The organism is Brevibacterium sp. NPDC056726 (assembly GCF_042790515.1).
Taxonomy (GTDB): domain Bacteria; phylum Actinomycetota; class Actinomycetes; order Actinomycetales; family Brevibacteriaceae; genus Brevibacterium; species Brevibacterium sanguinis.
In genome coordinates this window covers 18,008-35,628 of record NZ_JBHTYZ010000005.1, presented here as the reverse complement: position 1 = coordinate 35,628, position 17,621 = coordinate 18,008, and the positions used below count along the sequence as shown (strand labels likewise).

General features: G+C 69.9%; 18 protein-coding genes. 15 read left to right on the top strand and 3 right to left on the bottom strand.

Annotated elements, in window-relative coordinates:
* The first annotated feature begins 14 nt into the window (after positions 1-14).
* The 5 genes from ACFQ91_RS11440 to ACFQ91_RS11420 all read left to right on the top strand — a co-directional run bounded on the left by ACFQ91_RS11440 (position 15) and on the right by ACFQ91_RS11420 (position 5,184).
* Positions 15-311: a sarcosine oxidase subunit delta gene (locus ACFQ91_RS11440; RefSeq protein ID WP_198500177.1), complete on the top strand. Its 297-nt coding sequence runs from the start codon at positions 15-17 to the stop codon at positions 309-311.
* Positions 308-3,292 carry a 2Fe-2S iron-sulfur cluster-binding protein gene (locus tag ACFQ91_RS11435; protein ID WP_344250109.1) on the top strand — a complete coding sequence of 995 codons (2,985 nt, stop codon included), beginning with the start codon at positions 308-310 and terminating at the stop codon, positions 3,290-3,292. The genes ACFQ91_RS11440 and ACFQ91_RS11435 overlap by 4 nt, the downstream gene beginning before the upstream one ends.
* Complete coding sequence (locus ACFQ91_RS11430; protein WP_198500179.1) at positions 3,285-3,959, top strand: sarcosine oxidase subunit gamma; 675 nt, start codon at positions 3,285-3,287, stop codon at positions 3,957-3,959. Before ACFQ91_RS11435 ends, ACFQ91_RS11430 begins: the two co-directional genes overlap by 8 nt.
* Positions 3,960-3,961: 2 nt before the next feature.
* Positions 3,962-4,807 (top strand): formyltetrahydrofolate deformylase, encoded by an 846-nt coding sequence (purU, locus tag ACFQ91_RS11425; protein ID WP_198500180.1) that lies wholly within the window; start codon positions 3,962-3,964, stop codon positions 4,805-4,807.
* 122 nt (positions 4,808-4,929) lie between these two features.
* Positions 4,930-5,184, top strand: coding sequence for a glutaredoxin domain-containing protein (locus ACFQ91_RS11420; protein WP_198500181.1), 255 nt, complete (start codon positions 4,930-4,932; stop codon positions 5,182-5,184).
* A gap of 61 nt (positions 5,185-5,245) precedes the next feature.
* Here the strand turns inward: ACFQ91_RS11420 and ACFQ91_RS11415 are convergent, their stop codons facing one another.
* Entirely contained in the window at positions 5,246-6,169 is a 924-nt protein-coding gene (locus ACFQ91_RS11415) for an IclR family transcriptional regulator (RefSeq protein ID WP_198500182.1), read from the bottom strand.
* Positions 6,170-6,348: 179 nt separating this feature from the next.
* Here ACFQ91_RS11415 and ACFQ91_RS11410 point away from each other — a divergent pair, with 179 nt between their 5' ends.
* The 9 genes from ACFQ91_RS11410 (at position 6,349) to ACFQ91_RS11370 (ending at position 12,730) form a co-directional block, all read left to right on the top strand.
* The gene (locus ACFQ91_RS11410) at positions 6,349-6,930 is read left to right on the top strand and encodes a dihydrofolate reductase family protein (RefSeq protein WP_198500183.1); all 582 of its coding nucleotides are present in this window, start codon (positions 6,349-6,351) and stop codon (positions 6,928-6,930) included.
* A 155-nt stretch (positions 6,931-7,085) separates the two neighbouring features.
* Positions 7,086-8,054, top strand: a complete 969-nt coding sequence (locus tag ACFQ91_RS11405; protein ID WP_344250113.1) for an ABC transporter ATP-binding protein — start codon at positions 7,086-7,088, stop codon at positions 8,052-8,054.
* A complete protein-coding gene (locus ACFQ91_RS11400) occupies positions 8,051-8,923 on the top strand; it encodes an ABC transporter permease (RefSeq protein ID WP_198500185.1) in 873 nt (290 codons plus the stop codon). The genes ACFQ91_RS11405 and ACFQ91_RS11400 overlap by 4 nt, the downstream gene beginning before the upstream one ends.
* A gap of 10 nt (positions 8,924-8,933) precedes the next feature.
* Positions 8,934-10,175, top strand: a complete 1,242-nt coding sequence (locus ACFQ91_RS11395; RefSeq protein WP_376870107.1) for a sensor histidine kinase — start codon at positions 8,934-8,936, stop codon at positions 10,173-10,175.
* Entirely contained in the window at positions 10,168-10,800 is a 633-nt protein-coding gene (locus ACFQ91_RS11390; RefSeq protein WP_198500187.1) for a response regulator transcription factor, read from the top strand. Before ACFQ91_RS11395 ends, ACFQ91_RS11390 begins: the two co-directional genes overlap by 8 nt.
* A gap of 138 nt (positions 10,801-10,938) precedes the next feature.
* On the top strand, positions 10,939-11,733 hold the full coding sequence (locus tag ACFQ91_RS11385; protein WP_249120956.1) for an ABC transporter ATP-binding protein: 795 nt from the start codon (positions 10,939-10,941) through the stop codon (positions 11,731-11,733).
* Positions 11,734-11,876: 143 nt separating this feature from the next.
* The gene (locus ACFQ91_RS11380) at positions 11,877-12,041 is read left to right on the top strand and encodes a hypothetical protein (protein WP_171006963.1); all 165 of its coding nucleotides are present in this window, start codon (positions 11,877-11,879) and stop codon (positions 12,039-12,041) included.
* An 88-nt stretch (positions 12,042-12,129) separates the two neighbouring features.
* Positions 12,130-12,312, top strand: a complete 183-nt coding sequence (locus ACFQ91_RS11375) for a hypothetical protein (protein WP_211978434.1) — start codon at positions 12,130-12,132, stop codon at positions 12,310-12,312.
* A gap of 16 nt (positions 12,313-12,328) precedes the next feature.
* On the top strand, positions 12,329-12,730 hold the full coding sequence (locus ACFQ91_RS11370; protein ID WP_211978433.1) for an NUDIX domain-containing protein: 402 nt from the start codon (positions 12,329-12,331) through the stop codon (positions 12,728-12,730).
* On the opposite strand, the gene ACFQ91_RS11365 is transcribed toward ACFQ91_RS11370, so the two are convergent.
* Together ACFQ91_RS11365 and ACFQ91_RS11360 are read right to left on the bottom strand one after the other, a co-directional pair.
* Entirely contained in the window at positions 12,723-13,742 is a 1,020-nt protein-coding gene (locus ACFQ91_RS11365; protein WP_211978432.1) for a serine/threonine dehydratase, read from the bottom strand. The genes ACFQ91_RS11370 and ACFQ91_RS11365 overlap by 8 nt on opposite strands.
* Positions 13,743-13,900: 158 nt before the next feature.
* Entirely contained in the window at positions 13,901-15,241 is a 1,341-nt protein-coding gene (locus ACFQ91_RS11360) for an MFS transporter (RefSeq protein WP_211978431.1), read from the bottom strand.
* Between the two features lie 337 nt (positions 15,242-15,578).
* Between ACFQ91_RS11360 and paaZ the strand changes: the two genes are divergently transcribed.
* Entirely contained in the window at positions 15,579-17,612 is a 2,034-nt protein-coding gene (paaZ, locus tag ACFQ91_RS11355; RefSeq protein ID WP_211978430.1) for a phenylacetic acid degradation bifunctional protein PaaZ, read from the top strand.
* Positions 17,613-17,621 lie beyond the last annotated feature (9 nt).

Below are 17,621 nucleotides of genomic sequence, written 5' to 3'. Positions count from 1 at the left end.
GGAGAGGGACTGCCATGCTGCTCATCACCTGCCCGAACTGCGGGGCCCGCGACGAATCCGAATTCGCCTACGGAGGTCAGGCGCACGTGCCCTACCCGGAGGATCCGTACGCGCTCACCGACCGCGAATGGGCCGAATACCTCTTCTACCGCGACAACGACCGCGGGCTCTTCGCCGAACGCTGGTGCCACAGCCTCGGCTGCCGGAAGTGGTTCAACGCGATCCGCGACACCGTGACCTATGACTTCGCCGCCGTCTACCCGATGGGACAGCCGCGGCCCGCCGAATTCGAAGGAGGCCTCAAGCGATGACCTCGACGCACACCGACTCTCACGCTGGGTCGCCCGCAGGCTCGGACGCTGCGACCGGCACCGGCTCGGACGCCGCGACCAGCGCGTCAGCGACCGGGCAGCGCGAGCGTCTCCCGCACGCGACCGGCATCGACCGCACCCGGCCGCTGACCTTCCGCGTCGACGGCCGGACCTTCACCGGGTTCGCCGGGGACACGATCGCCAGTGCCCTCATCGCCGCCGGCCGCCTCGACTGCGGGAACTCGACGTATCTCGACCGGCCGCGGGGAATCCTGGGCGCCGGGGTCGAGGAGCCCAACGCCCTCGTCCGCGTCCACGCCCCCGACAGCGCCGAGGTGGCCGAATCGATGCTCCCGGCAACCCGCGTCCTCATCCGCGAGGGCATGGAGGCCGACTACCTCTCCGGGCTCGGCATCCTCGACCCCGGCCGCGACGACGCCGTCTACGAGCACACGCACACCCACACCGACGTCCTCGTCGTCGGTGCCGGTCCCGCCGGGCTCGCCGCCGCCCGGGAGGCCGCGAAGTCAGGGGCCCGCGTCCTCCTCCTCGACGACGAACCCGTCCCCGGCGGGGCGCTCCTCGTCGCTCCCGCCGAGGCCATCGACGGGGTGCCGGCCCCGGAGTGGATCACCTCGACCCTCGCCGAGGCGACCGCCGCCGAGGAGTTCACCTACGTTCCCCGCACGACCGTCTTCGGCAGCTACGACTCGAACTACTTCGTCGCCCTCGAGGACCGCACCGGCGCCGAGGCGGGGCCCCGGCAGCGCGTGTGGCACATCCGTGCCGGTCAGGTCGTCCTCGCCACCGGAGCGCACGAACGTCCCATCGTCTTCGCCGACAACGACCGTCCCGGCATCATGCTCGCCTCCGCCGTGCGGACCTACCTGGGTCGCTACGGCGTCGTCGCCGGGCAGCGGGTGGCGATCGCGACGACGAACGACTCCGCCTACGACCTCGTCGGTGACCTCACCGCCGTCGGAGTCGAGGTCGTCGCCGTCATCGACTCCCGCGCCACCGCCTCGGCGCGGGCCTCCCAGGTCGCCGCCGACACCGGTGTGCGCCTCATCCTCGGCGCCGCGGTCACCGGCACGGCAGGAGAGGGCCCGGCCGGACGGATCTCGGGGATCACCGTCTCCGCGCTCGATGACGACGCGGTCGCCGCACCCGGCGGCGAGGACATCGCCGTCGACCTCCTCGCCGTCTCCGGCGGCCACTCGCCGGTCATCCACCTCCACGGTCAGCGGCGCGGCCCTATCGCCTGGGACGCCGACATCGCCGCCTTCGTGCCCACCGCCCCCGTCCGCGACCAGGCCACGGTCGGGGCGATGACCGGGGACTATGCGCTCGCCTCGGCGCTGCGGCAGGGCGCGGAGGCAGGCCACGCCGCCGCGGCGGCCACCGGCTTCGACGCCGAGCTGACCATCCCGCGCCCCGACACGCCCGACACGGCCCCCGCACCTCATCGACCCCTGTGGGCGGTCACCTCGGCCGAGGACGATCCCGGCGCGCTGACCACGCACTTCGTCGATTTCCAGCGCGACCAGAGCGTCGCCGACATCCTCCGGGCGATGAACGCCGGCATGCGCTCGGTCGAGCACATCAAGCGGTACACGTCGATCTCGACGGCCAACGACCAGGGCAAGACCTCGGCGGTCAACACGATCGGAACGATCGCCTCGGTGCTCGGGGAGGACAACCTCGGCGAGGTCGGCCACACGACGTTCCGCGCCCCCTTCACCCCGGTCGCGTTCGCGGCGCTGGCCGGGCGGCGCAAGGGGGAGCTCTTCGATCCCGCTCGGGTCACGTCGATCCATCCGTGGCATGTCGCCCACGGGGCGGAGTTCGAGGACGTCGGGCAGTGGAAGCGGCCGTGGTATTACCCGCAGCCGGGGGAGGACATGGACGCCGCGGTGCTGCGCGAATGCCGGGCGGTGCGGGAGTCCGTCGGGTTCCAGGACGCGTCGACGCTCGGCAAGATCGAGATCCGCGGCACCGATGCCGGGAGGTTCCTCGGGCGGATCTACACGAACGGGTTCGCCAAGCTCGGGGTCGGCAAGGCCCGCTATGGGCTCATGTGCACCCCGGACGGGATGATCTTCGACGACGGGGTGACCCTGCGCGTGGCCGAGGACCGGTACTACATGACGACGACGACCGGCGGGGCGGCGAAGGTCCTCGACTGGCTTGAGGAATGGCACCAGACGGAATGGCCCGAGCTCGACGTCGTCTTCACCTCGGTGACGGAGGAATGGGCGACCGTCGCCGTCGCCGGACCGAAGTCGCGGGAGGTCATCGCCCAGGTCGCCCCCGACCTCGACGTGTCCAATGAGGCGTTCGGCTTCATGGAGTTCCGGCACACGACGCTGGCGAACGGGATCCCGGCGCGGATCTGCCGGATCTCGTTCTCCGGTGAGCTCGCGTTCGAGATCAACGTCGAAGCCTTCTACGGGCTGGCCGTGTGGGAGATGGTCGCCGAGGCGGGAGCCGAGTTCGACATCACCCCGTACGGCACGGAGACGATGCACGTGCTGCGCGCGGAGAAGGGGTTCATCATCGTCGGGCAGGACACCGACGGGACCGTCACCCCGGCCGATGCGGGGATGGAGTGGATCGTCTCGAAGGTCAAGGACTTCATCGGCAAACGCTCGTACACCCGCGTCGACACCGCGCGGGAGGACCGCAAGCACCTCGTCGGGGTGCTCCCCGTCGACGGAGAGACCCGGCTGATCGAGGGCGCGCAGCTCGTCGCCGCGGACACCCCGATCACCCCTGAGGACGGCCCGGTGCCGATGATCGGGCACGTCACCTCGTCATATCTGTCCCCGACCCTGGACAGGCCGTTCGGGCTCGCGCTCGTGGAGAACGGTCGCAACCGCCTCGGCGAGATCGTCCGGTCACCGCTCGGTGACACGGTCATCGACGTCGAGATCACCTCACCTGTGTTCTACGATCCGGAAGGAGACCGGCGCGATGGCTGAGACCACCGACACCGTCCTCGATGACCTGCGGGTGTCCCCGGCCGCCCACCTCGCCGAGGCGATGGCTGAGGCGAGCACCGCCGAGGTGGGGCTGCGGGAACGTCCTTTCGCCGTCCAGATCGGCGTGCGCGCAGTGCCGGGGACCGCCTCGGCGCGGGCGATCGGATCCGCGCTGGGGATCACTCTGCCTGAGGCCGTCGGGGAGGTGACCGGGGAGGCGGCCGGGCGGCACACGCTGTGGCTGAGCCCCGACGAATTCCTCACCGTCGACGTCGCGGCCACGCAGCGCCCGGGGGAGACCGACGCCGCCGAGGCCGCGCTCGAGGGACTGCCCGGGCAGGTCGTCGAGCTCTCGGCGAACCGGACGATCCTCGAGCTCACGGGGCCACGGGCCCGGACCGTGCTCGAGAAGAGCTGCCGCGCCGACCTCCACCCGCGGGCGTTTCCTGTCGGGACGGCGATCGTCACGCAGCTCGGGCCGGTGCCCGTCCTCCTCCACCGGTCGGGGGAGGAGGAGTTCCGCGTGCTGCCGCGCTCGAGCTTCGCCGACTTCATGGTGCGGTGGCTGCTCGACGGGATGGCCGAGTTCACCGGGGGCTCCGGGGCTTCCGGAGCGTCTGGGGCCGCTGGGGTCACCGGGGCCGCGAACCACGATCGGAAGGGCTGAGCATGCCGGAATACGTCCTCTCCCTCGAATGCGATGAGCGTCGGGGAATCGTCCACTCACTCACCGGGGCGCTGCTCGAACACGGCGGTGACATCAGGGAGCTCAAGCAGTTCGACGACGCGCTGAGCAGGCGGTTCTTCCTCCGCGTCGAGTTCGAGCTCGAGACTGAGGCGCTCGAGGACCTGCGCAGTGAGATCGAGGCGGTCGCCGGGGACCTCGATGCCTCGTGGAACCTCTGGCCGAAGGGGGAGAAGCGCCGAGTCCTCATCATGGTCTCGAAGTTCGAGCACTGCCTCAACGATCTCCTCTTCCGCGCCCGGATCGGGGAGCTGCCCGTCGAGATCGCCGCGGTCGTGTCGAACCATCCTGACCATCGGGAGCTCGTCGAATGGCATCACGTGCCGTTCTTCCGGATCCCGGTGACCGCGGAGACGAAACCGGAGGCCGAGGCCAAGCTGCTCGACCTCGTCGACCGGTTCGAGATCGACCTCGTCGTCCTCGCCCGGTACATGCAGGTCCTCTCCGACGATCTGGCCCGTGAGCTCACGGGGCGGGCGATCAACATCCACCACTCGTTCCTCCCCTCGTTCAAGGGGGCGAAGCCCTACCACCAGGCGTACGAGCGGGGAGTGAAGACCGTGGGCGCGACCGCCCACTTCGTCAACAGCGAGCTGGATGAGGGGCCGATCATCGCCCAGGCCGTCACCGAGGTCGACCACGCCTTCGGTCCGCAGGATCTCGTCGCCGCCGGCCGCGACACCGAATGCAAGGCACTGTCGAACGCGGTGCGCTGGCACTGCGAGGGCCGGGTGTTCCTCAACGGGAAGCGCACCGTCGTCCTCCGGTAGGGGCGGGGTCGCAGGCGACTGCGGCGCTCAAGCCCGGCGGGCGGAATAGTCTGGCCGCGGCTGCGGTTCGCATGAATGCGCCGGTCGACTCCGGCGGGAGCGCCTCACACGAAAGGTTGAGCATGGCTGAGAACACCATCACGATGTACGGAGCGGAATGGTGCGGCGACTGCCGGCGCACGAAGAAGCAGCTGACCGAACTCGGCATCGACTTCGACTACATCGATCTCGTCGCCGAACCGGAGCGGGCCGACGATGCGAAGGCGATCTCGGGCCGGACGAACATCCCGGTCGTCGTCTACCCGGACGGTTCCCACCAGGTCGAGCCGACCAACCCCGAGGTCGAGACCAAGCTCAAGGACCTCGCCCTGCTCTGAAGTCCGCACTGAGACCGCCACTCAGCGCCGAGACCGACACTTCTGACTGTCCGTCTCGGCGCTAACTGTCCGTCTCGGCAGACGAGGACGAGCTCCCCGGCTCCGCGTCGGCGGCGAGCGCCTCGGCGATGATCTTCGCCTCCCGACGGAGCAGGGCGACGAGGTGCTCGACCCGCTGACCGGTGACGCGATCGGCGATCGAGGCGATCGACAGAGCAGCGCGCGGGCGCTCCCCGCGGACCTTGAGCGCGACTCCCACGGCCCACGACCCCTGCGCGAACAGTCCGGGGTTGTGGACGAAGCCGTCGATGCGGGCCTGGTCGATGATGTCGCGGAGCTGGTCGATGCGGACCTTCGGATACCGCTGCGCGAGGATCTGCTCGTTCGCCGCGAACAGGGCGTCCACCTCGGCGCCGGGAAGCTCCGCCATGATCGCGAGACTGCCGGCTCCGATGCCCAGCGGATGCCGGTCGCCGACGGCGAGGGCGTTGTTGAAGATCTCCCCGAAGCCCTCCTCGCGCCGCGCGCAGATCGAATAGCTGCCGGTGCGCAGGGTGAGGAACGCGGTGTCCTGGGTGATCTCGGCGAGCCGGAGCAGACTCGATTCGGACTCGATGACGAGGGGGTCGACGGACTTCTGCGCGAGCTGCCCGAGGATCTGCGACTGCACGCCGAGGCGGTACCCGCCCTCATCGAGGCGCTCGACATAGCCCATCGCGATGAGCGCCTGGAGCATCCGGTGGACGCTCGCCTTCGGCCGGCCGCTGATCGAGGCGATCTCCGACAGGCTCGCCCCGTTCTTCCCGTCGCTGGCCAGCAGACCGACGAGCCCCAGGAGCGACAGCGCCCGCTGGATGCTCTGCGCCCCGGTGCCCGGCTCGAGGTCGTCGACGGCGTGGGCGACGTTGAACGAGGCGGACCGGCGCAGGATCTTCCCCCGCATCTTCATCCGACCGATGTCCTCGGGATCCACGCCAGTGACCATGATCCGATTATCGCGCGCCGAGGCGGCCCCACCACGGAAGATCCATGATGTGGAACCTCGGCGACGGCAGAGCGGACACTGCTCGCCGTCCTGCCCCGCACCCCTATCGCCGAGGCGGATCGGGGGCTAGTCTCGAACCACTCGACAACCACATGCACCGCTGCATTGGGAGGACCGCCATGACCGCCACCTACACGTTCGACGTGTTCAGCAGCCTCAACTCGCGCGCCACCGTCTCCGAGGAATCCGACTGGGGCGGCTACTGGGGCAAGCAGGGTCCCGAACTCCTCGAGGAGCGCCTCGGCGAGTACTCCGGTGACCAGCGGCTCGTCCTCGGGGCGAACACGTACCGGGCGTTCGCCGCGATGATCGCCGCGGCCGGCGAGGACTCCGAGGTCTTCGACCCGTGGGTGACCGAGATGCGCAACCTCCCGACCACGGTCATCTCGAACACGCTGAGCGAACCGCTCGACTGGCCCGACGCGACATTGGTGCGCGGCGATGCCGTCGAGGTCGTCACCCGGCTCAAGGAGAGCTCCGATGTGCCGCTGCGCTCCCACGGCAGTCTCGCGATGAACCGCGCACTCATGGACGCCGGCCTCGTCGACCGCCTGCAGGTGACGATCTTCCCCGCCCTGACCGGCCGCACCGGAACCGAACCGATCTTCGACGGCGCCGAGGACTTCGACCTCGAACTCCTCTACTGCCGCACCCTCGACGGACGCACCCAGGAGCTCATCTACCGGCCCCACCTGCACTGAGCGTCTCACCTGCACTGGCTGGTTCACCTGCACTGACAGCGGGAGGGCGAGCCGCCTCGGCGCGGTCCTGAACGCTTGTGTCCACCGATCGGGGGACAGCGGTCGTCCACTGCTCGGGCGTTTCGGACGGATCCCGGTGCGCCGAGGATGGAACCATGGCTCACGCAATCACCGCCCGAGACCTCGTCCGGACCTACCGGAGACCCAAGCAGGACCCGTTCAACGCCGTCGACGGGATCGACCTCACGATCGGCGTCGGCGAGTGCTACTGCCTCCTCGGACCCAATGGGGCAGGGAAGTCGACGACGGTCGACATGCTCGACGGGGCCCTGAAGCCGACCTCCGGGGAGATCTCCGTCCTCGGATTCGTCCCCTACGACGCGCCCGCCGCGTTCCGATCCCGCATCGGCGTCGTCCTCCAGGAGGCCACCGACGGCTCCCACTTCACCGTGGCCCAGACCATGGGCCAGCTCGCGCACATCTACCCGCACCCGGCCGATGTCGACGAGCTCATCGCCGCCGTCGGCCTGACCGAGAAGGCGAACGACAAGGTCACCCGCCTCTCCGGTGGGCAGCGCCGCCGCCTCGACGTCGCTCTGGGGCTCGTCGGTCGCCCGGAGATCCTCTTCCTCGACGAGCCGACGACCGGATTCGATCCGGTCTCGAGACGGCAGTTCTGGGACCTCATCCGCAGACTCCACGGCGACGGCACGACGATCGTGCTCACGACGCACTACCTCGACGAGGCGGAGGCGCTCGCCGACCGCATCGGCATCATCAACCACGGAGTGCTCATCGATGAGGGTGCCCCTGACGACATCGGCGGACCGCTCGCCCGAGTGCCCCGCGTGCACTGGGTCGACGAGACCGGCGTCGACCGCGTCGAGCGCACAGCGACCCCGACGGCTCTCGTCGCGTCGCTGACCTCGCCGAACACGGCGGAGATCCCCGGTCTGCGGGTGGTGCGGCCGAGCCTCGAAGACGTCTACGTCGAGCTCATCGGCGGCGCCGACGACGGTGCTGCTGACGCTGTCGACAGCCCTGCGAGCGGCACTGCCGGCACCGCCTCGGCGGCATTTCCCAAACGATCACCCGAGACCACCGAGGCAAGGAGCCGACGATGAACGGACAGCACACCGCCGAGGTCGACCGACCGTCCGCGACCACGATCAGTCCCCAGTGGCGTCCGCCGGTGTTCGCGCTCGGCTGGCAGCGGACGAAGATCGAGATCGCCGTCCTCGCTCAGGACTATCTCTCCCTCTTCCTCGTCCTCTTCTTCCCCGCCCTGCTCATGCTCCTCTTCGGCGCGATCTTCGACGATATGCCGCCGCTGCCCGGCCCCGACGGACAGACTCTGTCCGTGGCCCAGACCTACCTGCCCGGACTCCTCGCCGTCGGCGCCGCGCTCAGCGGCTTCCAGAACCTCACGGGCTACGTCGCCGTCGACCGCTTCAACGGCACCATCCGCCGGCTCTCGGCCACCCCGCTGCCGGAGGTCAGCTACTTCCTCGGCAAGATCGGCATGACCCTCATCCTCGTCATCATCCAGAGCATCCTCCTCCTGCTCGTCGCCACGCTCGTCTTCGATGCGTCACTGCCGACGGACCCGCTGCGCTGGGCCGTCATCGTCGGCGTCATGCTGCTGTCGACGGCGGCCGGGGCCGTGCTCGGGATCGCTCTCGCCTCGGTCGCAAGAACCGAGCAGGCCGGTGCCACCCTCGCCGTCGTCCCGACGATGGTGCTCTCATTCATCTCCGGCGTCTACATGCTGCCGAGCCTCCTGCCGGACTGGCTGCTCGGCATCTCCGCGGTCTTCCCGCTGCGATGGACGGCCGTGGGACTCCAATACGCGTTCCTGCCCGAGTGGGCGTTCGACGCCCCGGAGATGAAGACCGCCGACCCGTGGCTGGGCGTCGGCATCATCGCCGCGTGGTTCGTGCTCGGACTGATCCTCGCGATGAAAACCTTCAAATGGAAGCAGAATGGCTCATAAGCTCAGTGGTATGGACAGCGCAGAGGATCTCCCGGCGCGGGCCGACCTGCACGCCGTGGGCGGTGCCTCGGTCGTCGAGACCTCTGCGCGCTGGTGGCACCTGGCGTTCTATCTCTGCTTCGCGGGCACCGCGGTCTTCTACGCCGTCGTCATCCCCTGGCCTGAGGCGCTGCTGGCGCTCGCCCCCTTGGCCGTCATCGTCGTCGCCTACTCGGTGCTCGTCATTCCCGACTGGCCGCCGCCGAACCGCGGGCGCGCCTATGTCCTCATCGTCATCGTCTGCTTCGTCGTCGCCACGATGCTGACTCCCTACGGCGCCTTCATGTACTTCTTCGCCCTCGGCCACATCTGGATGTTCTCCGGCGGACTGCGCGAAGTGGTCATCGCCTTCATCGTCCTCGCCGCGGGACTCACCGCGGGGATCGGCATCCGCACCGGAGGTCTCGATCCCATCGATGTCTTCCTCCAAGTGGTGGTCCCGTGCGCGGCGAGCTTCGCCATGGGGCTGTGGATCGATCGGATCATCAGGCAGAGCGAGGACCGTGCCGAGCTGCTGCGGACGCTGCGGCGCACCCAGGACGAGCTCGCCCGCGCCCATCACCTCGCCGGGGCGGCGGCGGAGCGGGAGAGGGTCGCCCGCGACATCCACGACACCCTCGCGCAGGGCTTCACCTCGATCGTCCTCCTCTCCGAAGCCGGACTCGACCAGGTGCGCCGGCCCGCCGAGGCGGAGGCAACCCTGCGCGCGATCCGTCGGGTCGCCCACGACAACCTCGGCGAGGCCCGAGCGCTCGTCCAGTCCGGCCAGCAGCGGTGGGACGACTCCGCGTTCCTCGGGGCGCTCGAGCGCACATGTGCCCGAGCGCAGACGGTGAGCCCCGGCCGGATGGAGGTGCGGGCCGTCATCGACCAGTCCGCGACCGGACTCGACGTCAATGAGAAGATCATGGTCCTCCGCGGCCTCCAGGAGGCACTGGCGAACGTCCTCAAGCACGCCGAGGCCGCCTCGGTGACGGTGACCTTCACCGCTGATGAGGACACAGCGCGCCTGAGCGTCAGCGACGACGGCATCGGCTTCGATCCCGCCGCCGACCGGGGCGCGACCGACGGACACGGCCACTTCGGACTGCCCTCGATGCGGCAGCGCGCCGCCGAGATCGGCGCGGACCTCGCCATCGCCTCCCGGCCCGGGCAGGGCACCCGCCTCGACATCACGGTCGCGCGCACCGGAAGTGAGGACGGACATGCCTGATGTGCGAGTGATCCTCGCCGACGATCATCCGGTCGTGCGCAGCGGCCTCGTCGCGCTGCTGGCCGCGAAGGACGGCATCGACGTCGTCGCCGAGGCGGGTGACGGGCAGGAATGCCTCGCCGCGGTGGCGCGCCTGAGCCCCGACGTCGTGCTCATGGATCTGCGGATGCCCCGCCTCGACGGGGCCGCGGCGACCGCGGCGATCACCTCGGCGCATCCGGCGACGAAGGTCGTCGTCCTCACCACGTACGACGAGGACGCCGACATCGTCCGCGCGGTCGAGGCCGGTGCGGTCGGCTATCTCCTCAAGGACAGCGGTGCCGACCAGATCGTGCGTGCGGTGCGGGCTGCCGCGCGCGGGGAGACGGTGCTCGCGCCGCGGATGGCGACGACCCTGATGAACCATCTGCGCGCGCCGTCCGGGCCGGCGCTGTCACCGCGGGAGATCGAGGTCCTCGGCGGGGTCGGCGAGGGATTGAGCAATGCCGAGATCGGCAGGCGCCTCCACATCACCGAGGCGACGGTGAAGACCCATCTCGTGCGCGCGTTCGCGAAGCTCGGCACGCAGGATCGGACGCGCGCGGTGCTCGAGGCGATGCGGGCTGGGTACCTCCCCGGACCGTAAGGTCGCGGGCGGGGTCGGTGCCGCCCGCCGAGCCTTCCATCCACGATGCGGAACACGATCGCGGAAACGGTCGACCGCCTCGGCGATCGTCGGTCCTAGACTCGAACCGACCGTGACCGGACGATGAAAGGCGGCGCCGTGGCCGAAGCAGTCCTCGATCTGCGCGCAGTGACGTTCCGGCGCGGGGCGACGAAGATCCTCCACGGCATCGACCTGCGGATCGAGCGCGGCGAGCACTGGGTGCTGCTCGGGCCGAACGGGGCAGGGAAGTCGACGATCCTCTCGTTCGCCGGCGCCCAGGTGTTCCCGACCTCGGGGACCGTCGACGTCCTCGGGCAGCGGATGGGCCGGGTCGAGCTCGCGGCCCTGCGCCGGCACATCGGCCACGTCAATCCGCGCCATCCGCTGCGGTCGAACCTGCCCGTCCGCGACGTCGTCCTCACCGGTCTGACCGGGACGATCGAGCGACCTCTGCGCTGGGAGCCGACCGCCTCCGACCTCGCGCGCGCCGCTGCGATGCTCGCCGAGGTGGGGCTGACCTCCCGTGCCGACGCCGGGTGGCAGGTGCTGTCCCAGGGGGAGCGGGGTCGCGCTCTCGTCGCCCGGGCGCTCATCGCCGACCCCGAGCTCCTCCTCTTCGACGAGCCGACCACCGGACTCGATGTCGCCGCCCGCGAGCAGCTGCTCGAGACGATCGATGCCCTGTCGGTGACCTCGCCGGAGCTCACCACGCTGCTCGTCACCCATCATCTTGAGGAGATCCCCGAGACGACCTCGCACGCCGTGCTCATCTCCCGCGGCAGGCTCACGGCCGCTGGACCGATCGACGCGGTGCTCACCACCGAGGCGGTCTCGACGGCGTTCGAGCACCCGATCGCGGTCGGGCACGCCGACGGACGCTGGTCGGCGCGAACGGTGCGGGCGCGAGTGTGACGACGCTCCCTGCCTGACGACGCGGCTCACCTCTCGGCACGACCCGCGGCGATCCGACAAGGGGTCTGGCCAAGCCGGCCGCGGACGGGCAGACTGTGGGCACGGGCATGCTCAGCCCGACACGCAAGGGAAGTGAGGACGCCATGGGACACCACAAGAACAACGACGAACTCCGCGAAGAGCGCTTCGAGCAGGAGCAGCACCGCCAGGATCTGCGCGACGAGGTCTTCGCCGAGACGGACGGCGACGTCGACGACTCGGGTTCGCAGGATGAGCGCCGCAAGGAGGGGCTGCCGGCAGAGGAGTGACTGACGTCCGCCCCGGGGTGGGTCACCTCGGGGCGGGTCACCCCGCAGCGCATTGCGGCCGGCTGCCGCGGCGACCTAGGCTGGACTCATGAAGATGAGCACAGTCTGGAGCGTCGTCGGCGCGGTTCTCGCGATCATCATTGCCTGGTGGCTCGTCAATGCCGTGTTCTCGATCGCCTGGTTCCTCGTCAAAGCCCTCATCGTCGTCGCGGTCGCGACCGTCGTCTACGCCTTCCTCAAGGGCGCATTCCGCGCGAAGGACCGGCAGTAGCCGCACCCCGGCACCCGTGGAGACCATTCGCGCGGCCAGCGTCGTCATCGTCGACGAGCATGCTCGTGTGCTGCTCGTCCAGCGCGGCCGGGATCCCGGCCGCGGAAAATGGTCGGTGCCCGGCGGCAAGTGCGAGGCCGGGGAGACCTTCGCCGAGGCGGCCGCCCGGGAAGCGCGCGAAGAGACCGGTCTCGACGTGCGCGTCGACCGCGAGCTCTGGTCGCTGACGATCCCCGCGGCAGACGGCCGCGAATACGACGTCCACGACTTCGCGGCCACCGTCATCGGCGGCGTTCTTCAGGCCGGTGACGACGCCGCCGACGCCCGCTGGTTCACCAACGCCGAACTCGACGCCCTCGACCTCACCGATGACCTCGCCGGTTATCTGCGTCGGGCGCGGGTCTTCGACCCTAGGTGAGATCGCCGAGGCCGGTGTTCGCTCCGCAGAGGACGACCGCGACCTTCTCGCCGGGTTCCGGCGTGTACCCGCCCGAGCTGTGGACCCCGGCGAGCGCGGTCGCCGCCGCGTGCTCGACGACGAGTCGGTGCTCGGCCCACAGATGACGGCGGGCCGCGATGATGTCCGGATCGCTGACGAGCACCGAGGTGACGAGGTCGGTCTGCGCCGCCGCGAGTGCGAGCGGCGTCGCGCACCGTGCGCCGAGGGAATCGGCGGCGACGGAATCGACGGTGACGTCGACGGGAGCACCGGCCTCGAGCGCGGCATTGAAGGCGCGCGACCCCTGCGGTTCGACCGCAACCGTGCGCACCCCGTGGAACGTCGCCGCCGTCGCGACCCCGGCGAAGAGTCCGCCCCCGCCGACCGAGACGACGACGGTGTCGAGATCGGGCACCTGGGCGAGGATCTCCGTGAACACCGTGCCGGCGCCCGCGGCGATGAGCGGATCGTCGTACGCATGGGACGCCAGCGCTCCCGACGACTCAGCGAACTCCGCGCAGGCCGCGGCCGCCTCGGCGTACTCCGATCCGACGAGCCGGACATCGGCGCCGTAGGACCGCAGCCGGTCGACCTTGACGGCCGGGGCGGTCTCGGGCACGAAGACGGTCGCCCGCACCCCGGCCTCCCGGGCGGCCCACGCGCACGCGAGGCCGGCGTTCCCACCGGAGGCGATCGTCACCCCGGCGGCGGGGAACGAGCCATCGTCGAGGTGGGCACGGATGAAGTTCTGCGCACCGCGGGCCTTGAAGGTCCCCGTGTACTGCATGAACTCGAGCGCGAAGTAGAGCCCGGCGGCCGCGGGGTCGGCGGTCGGCAGCGCCACCCACGTCGCCCCGGTGTCGGTCTCGGCCTCGGGGCGACGGCCGTGCTGCGCGGCGGCCACGGACACCGCGCGCACGCGACCGGTGATCCGCTCGGCGGCCGCTTCGATGTCGGGATAGTCGAGCCGGGTGCGGGTGGGCTCGGTCATGGGCGCCTCCTCGGTGATCGTCACTGACGTGTCTCTCCACCCTAGACGCACGGGATCGAATCGCGGATCGGGCCGGGTGCTGAGGTGGCACGGCTACGGTCGGCCGCCTCGGCGCAGATCACGCTGTGGGCGAGGATCCCGCTGTGGACGATCCCGCGTCAGTGGTGCTTGGGCACGCGCAGCGGGGTGCCCTTCGTCTCCTTGACGAGGCTGACGCCGATGAGCGAGATGACGCAGACGATGGTGAGGTAGATCGCGATCGACAGGGAGTTGCCGGTCCGCGCGAGCAGGGTCTCTGCGATGGTCGGGGCGAACGCGCCGCCGAGGATCGCGCCGAGCGCGTAGCCGATCGACACGCCCGAGTACCTCACCTGGGGCGGGAACATCTCCGCGTACATCGCCGACATCGGGCCGTAGCTCAGACCCATGCCGACGGTGAGGACGAAGATGCCGATGCCGTACATCCAGATGTTCGCAGCGTCGATCATGAGGAACGTCGGGATGAGCCAGAGGATGAGGAGGATGTAGCCGATCTGGAAGGTGCGCACGCGCCCGAGCCGGTCCGACAGCGCCCCGCCCCACATCGTGAAGATCAGCCAGCCGAAGCTCGCGAGCGTCGTCGCCAGCAGCACCGGCGCGCGGTCGAGGCCGACGGTGCCGCCCTCGGCGATGGGGCGTGAGGCGTAGGCGGCGAAGAACGCGATGATCATGTAGCCCACGGCGTTGTTGCCGATGAAGATGATCGCCGAGAGCACGACCTCCTTCGTGTTCTTCCTGAACAGGGTGCCCAGCGGGGCCGAGGATTCGGCGCGGCGCTCGGCGAGTTCGGCGAAGACGGGGCTCTCCTCGACCTGTTTGCGGATGTAGTAGCCGACGAGGACGAGGACGACGGAGAAGAGGAACGGGATCCGCCAGCCGAAGCTCGCGAACTGCTCGGGCGTGAGGACCGTGGTGAGGATCCAGATGACGCCGGTCGCGAGGATCATGCCCACGGGCACGCCGATCTGCGGGTAGGCCCCGAAGATGCCGCGCTTGGCATCGGGGGCGTGCTCGACGGAGAGCAGCGCCGCCCCGCCCCATTCGCCGCCGGCGGAGAATCCCTGGAGGATCCGCAGGAGGGTGAGCAGGATGGGGGCGGCGACGCCGATCGCCGCGTACGTCGGCAGCAGACCGATGAGCGAGGTCGCCGCGCCCATGAGGATGAGTGTGAGGACGAGCATCCGCTTGCGTCCGATCCGGTCACCGAGGTGGCCGGCGATGATCGCGCCGAGCGGGCGGAAGAGGAACGAGATCCCCAGGGACGCCCACGCCATGATCTGGCCGAGCGCCGGATTGTCGGCGGCGAGCGGACCGAAGTACTGCACCGAGAGGATGAGGCCCGCGGCCTGCGCGTAGATGAAGAAGTCGTACCACTCGATGGTGGTGCCGACGAGGGTGCCGGCGAGGACTTTGCGCTCCTCGCGGGTGATCGGCGTCGCCGATGGTGTCGTGGTGGACATGGGTGATCTCTCCGTTGAAATCCGGGGCCCGCAGGTCGCAGGGTCCCTGCCGGTCTCCGGTGAGCGGCGAGGAGGCGACCTTTGGTGACTGTTTGGTCAGTTAATACGGATGATCATAGTCCACCGAGGTGACCCGCACCACCCGCGTTAACCCCGATGACAATTACCGACCGATTGGTTAGTATATGGACTGATCGGTGAGCTCGGACACACATTCCGGGCCAGGTTCGGAAACCATCACGTCCGGGCCGCGTTCGGGTGCGGATCCGGGCGCTGAACAGTCGACAGCGGCGACGGGGCACGAGCGGCCCCGAGCGTCGAGAATGCGGGAGACCCCATGACCGAGACCCTGAGCTCCTTTGCCGCCGGCACCTGGCACACCCCGGCCGACGACGCCGGGGCGCGCGATGTCCGCGATGCGACGAACGGGCAGCTGCTCCACCGCGTGTCCTCCGACGGCATCGACTTCACCGCCGTCGCCGACCATGCGCGCCTCGTCGGCCTCCCCGCCCTGCAGAAGCTGACGTTCCACCAGCGCGGCGTCATCCTCAAGCAGCTCGGCGCATACCTCATGGAGCGCGCGAAGGACTACCACGAGATCTCGTTCACCACGGGCACGACGAAGCGCGACGCGTTCGTCGACATCGAGGGCGGCATCGGCACGCTCTTCACCTACTCGGGCGTCGCACGCCGTCAGATGCCGAACACGACGGTCCTCCTCGACGGCGATGTCGAGCGCCTGTCGAAGAACGGCACCTTCGTCGGCCGCCACATCCTCACCTCCCGTCAGGGCCTGGCGCTGCAGATCAACGCGTTCAACTTCCCCGTGTGGGGCATGCTCGAGAAGTTCGCCCCGATGTTCGTCGCAGGTGTCCCCGTCGTCGTCAAACCCGCGACCGATTCCGCGCACCTCACCCGCGCCGTCGTCGCCGACATCATCGCCTCCGGACTCCTGCCCGAAGGGGCGGTTCAGCTCGTCACCGGCGACATCTCCCCGCTCTTCGACGAGCTCGCCGAACAGGACACGATCGCGTTCACCGGCTCGGCCGGCACCGCCCGTCGCCTCGCGTCGCTGAACTGCGTCACCGAGCGCGGCACCCGCTTCTTCGCCGAGGCGGACTCGCTCAACTTCTCCCTGCTCGGTCCCGATGCCGCTCCCGGCACCCCGGAGTTCGATCTCTTCGTCGACGGCGTCGTCGCCGAGATGACCGTCAAGGCCGGGCAGAAGTGCACCGCGATCCGCCGCACCTTCGTTCCCGCCGAGCACGCCGAGGCGGTCGGGGAGGCCCTGACGGCGAAGCTCGCCACCGTCACCGCGGGCGATCCGCGGGAGAGGTCGACGAAGCTCGGCCCCGTCATCTCCGACAAGCAGCGCGGTGACGTCCTCGACGCCGTCGATGAGATCGTCGCCGGCGGCGCCCACCTCCTCACCGGCGGCCGCGAGGCCTCCGATGCCCTCGCCGCCGAGCTCGGCGGATCGTTCATCGCCCCGACCGTCCTCCAGGCCGACGACTCCTGGGTCGACGCCGTCCACGACATCGAGGCCTTCGGTCCGGTGACGACGCTCATCACGTACTCGACCCTCGCCGAGGCGGTCGACCTCGCCGCGCGCGGGCGCGGGTCCCTCGTCGGTTCGGTCGTCACCCACGATCCCGCGTTCGCCGCGGAGTTCGTGCGCGCCGTCGCGCCGTGGCATGGTCGCATCCTCGTCCTCGACCGCGATGACGCCGAGGAGTCGACGGGACACGGGTCCCCGCTGCCCACCCTCGTCCACGGCGGGCCCGGCCGCGCCGGCGGCGGCGAGGAGATGGGCGGTCTGCGCGGCGTCACGCACTTCATGCAGCGCACCGCCGTCCAGGCCTCCCCGGACATGCTCACCGCGATCGGCGGGGAGTGGGTGACGGGAGCGGAGCGCCGCCTCGGCGACCATCCGTTCACGAAGTCGCTGGCGGACCTGCGCATCGGCGACGCCCTCGAATCGGAGTGGCGGGAGGTCACGCTCGAGGACATCGCGCACTTCGCGGAGTTCACCGGGGACACCTTCTACGCGCACACCGACGAGGAGGCCGCAGCGGCCAACCCGTTCTTCCCGGGTCGCGTCGCCCACGGCTACCTCATCGTCTCCTTCGCCGCCGGCCTCTTCGTCCAGCCGGATCCCGGCCCGGTGCTCGCGAACTACGGACTCGAGGGCCTGCGCTTCGTCACCCCCGTCTCCCCAGGTGACAAGCTCAAGGTGACGCTCACGGCCAAGCGCATCACCCCGCGCGAGACCGACGAATACGGTGAGGTCCGCTGGGACGCCGAGGTCGTCAACCAGGACAACGAGCCCGTCGCGAACTACGACGTCCTCACCCTCGTCGCGAAGGAGTGAGGGCAGGCG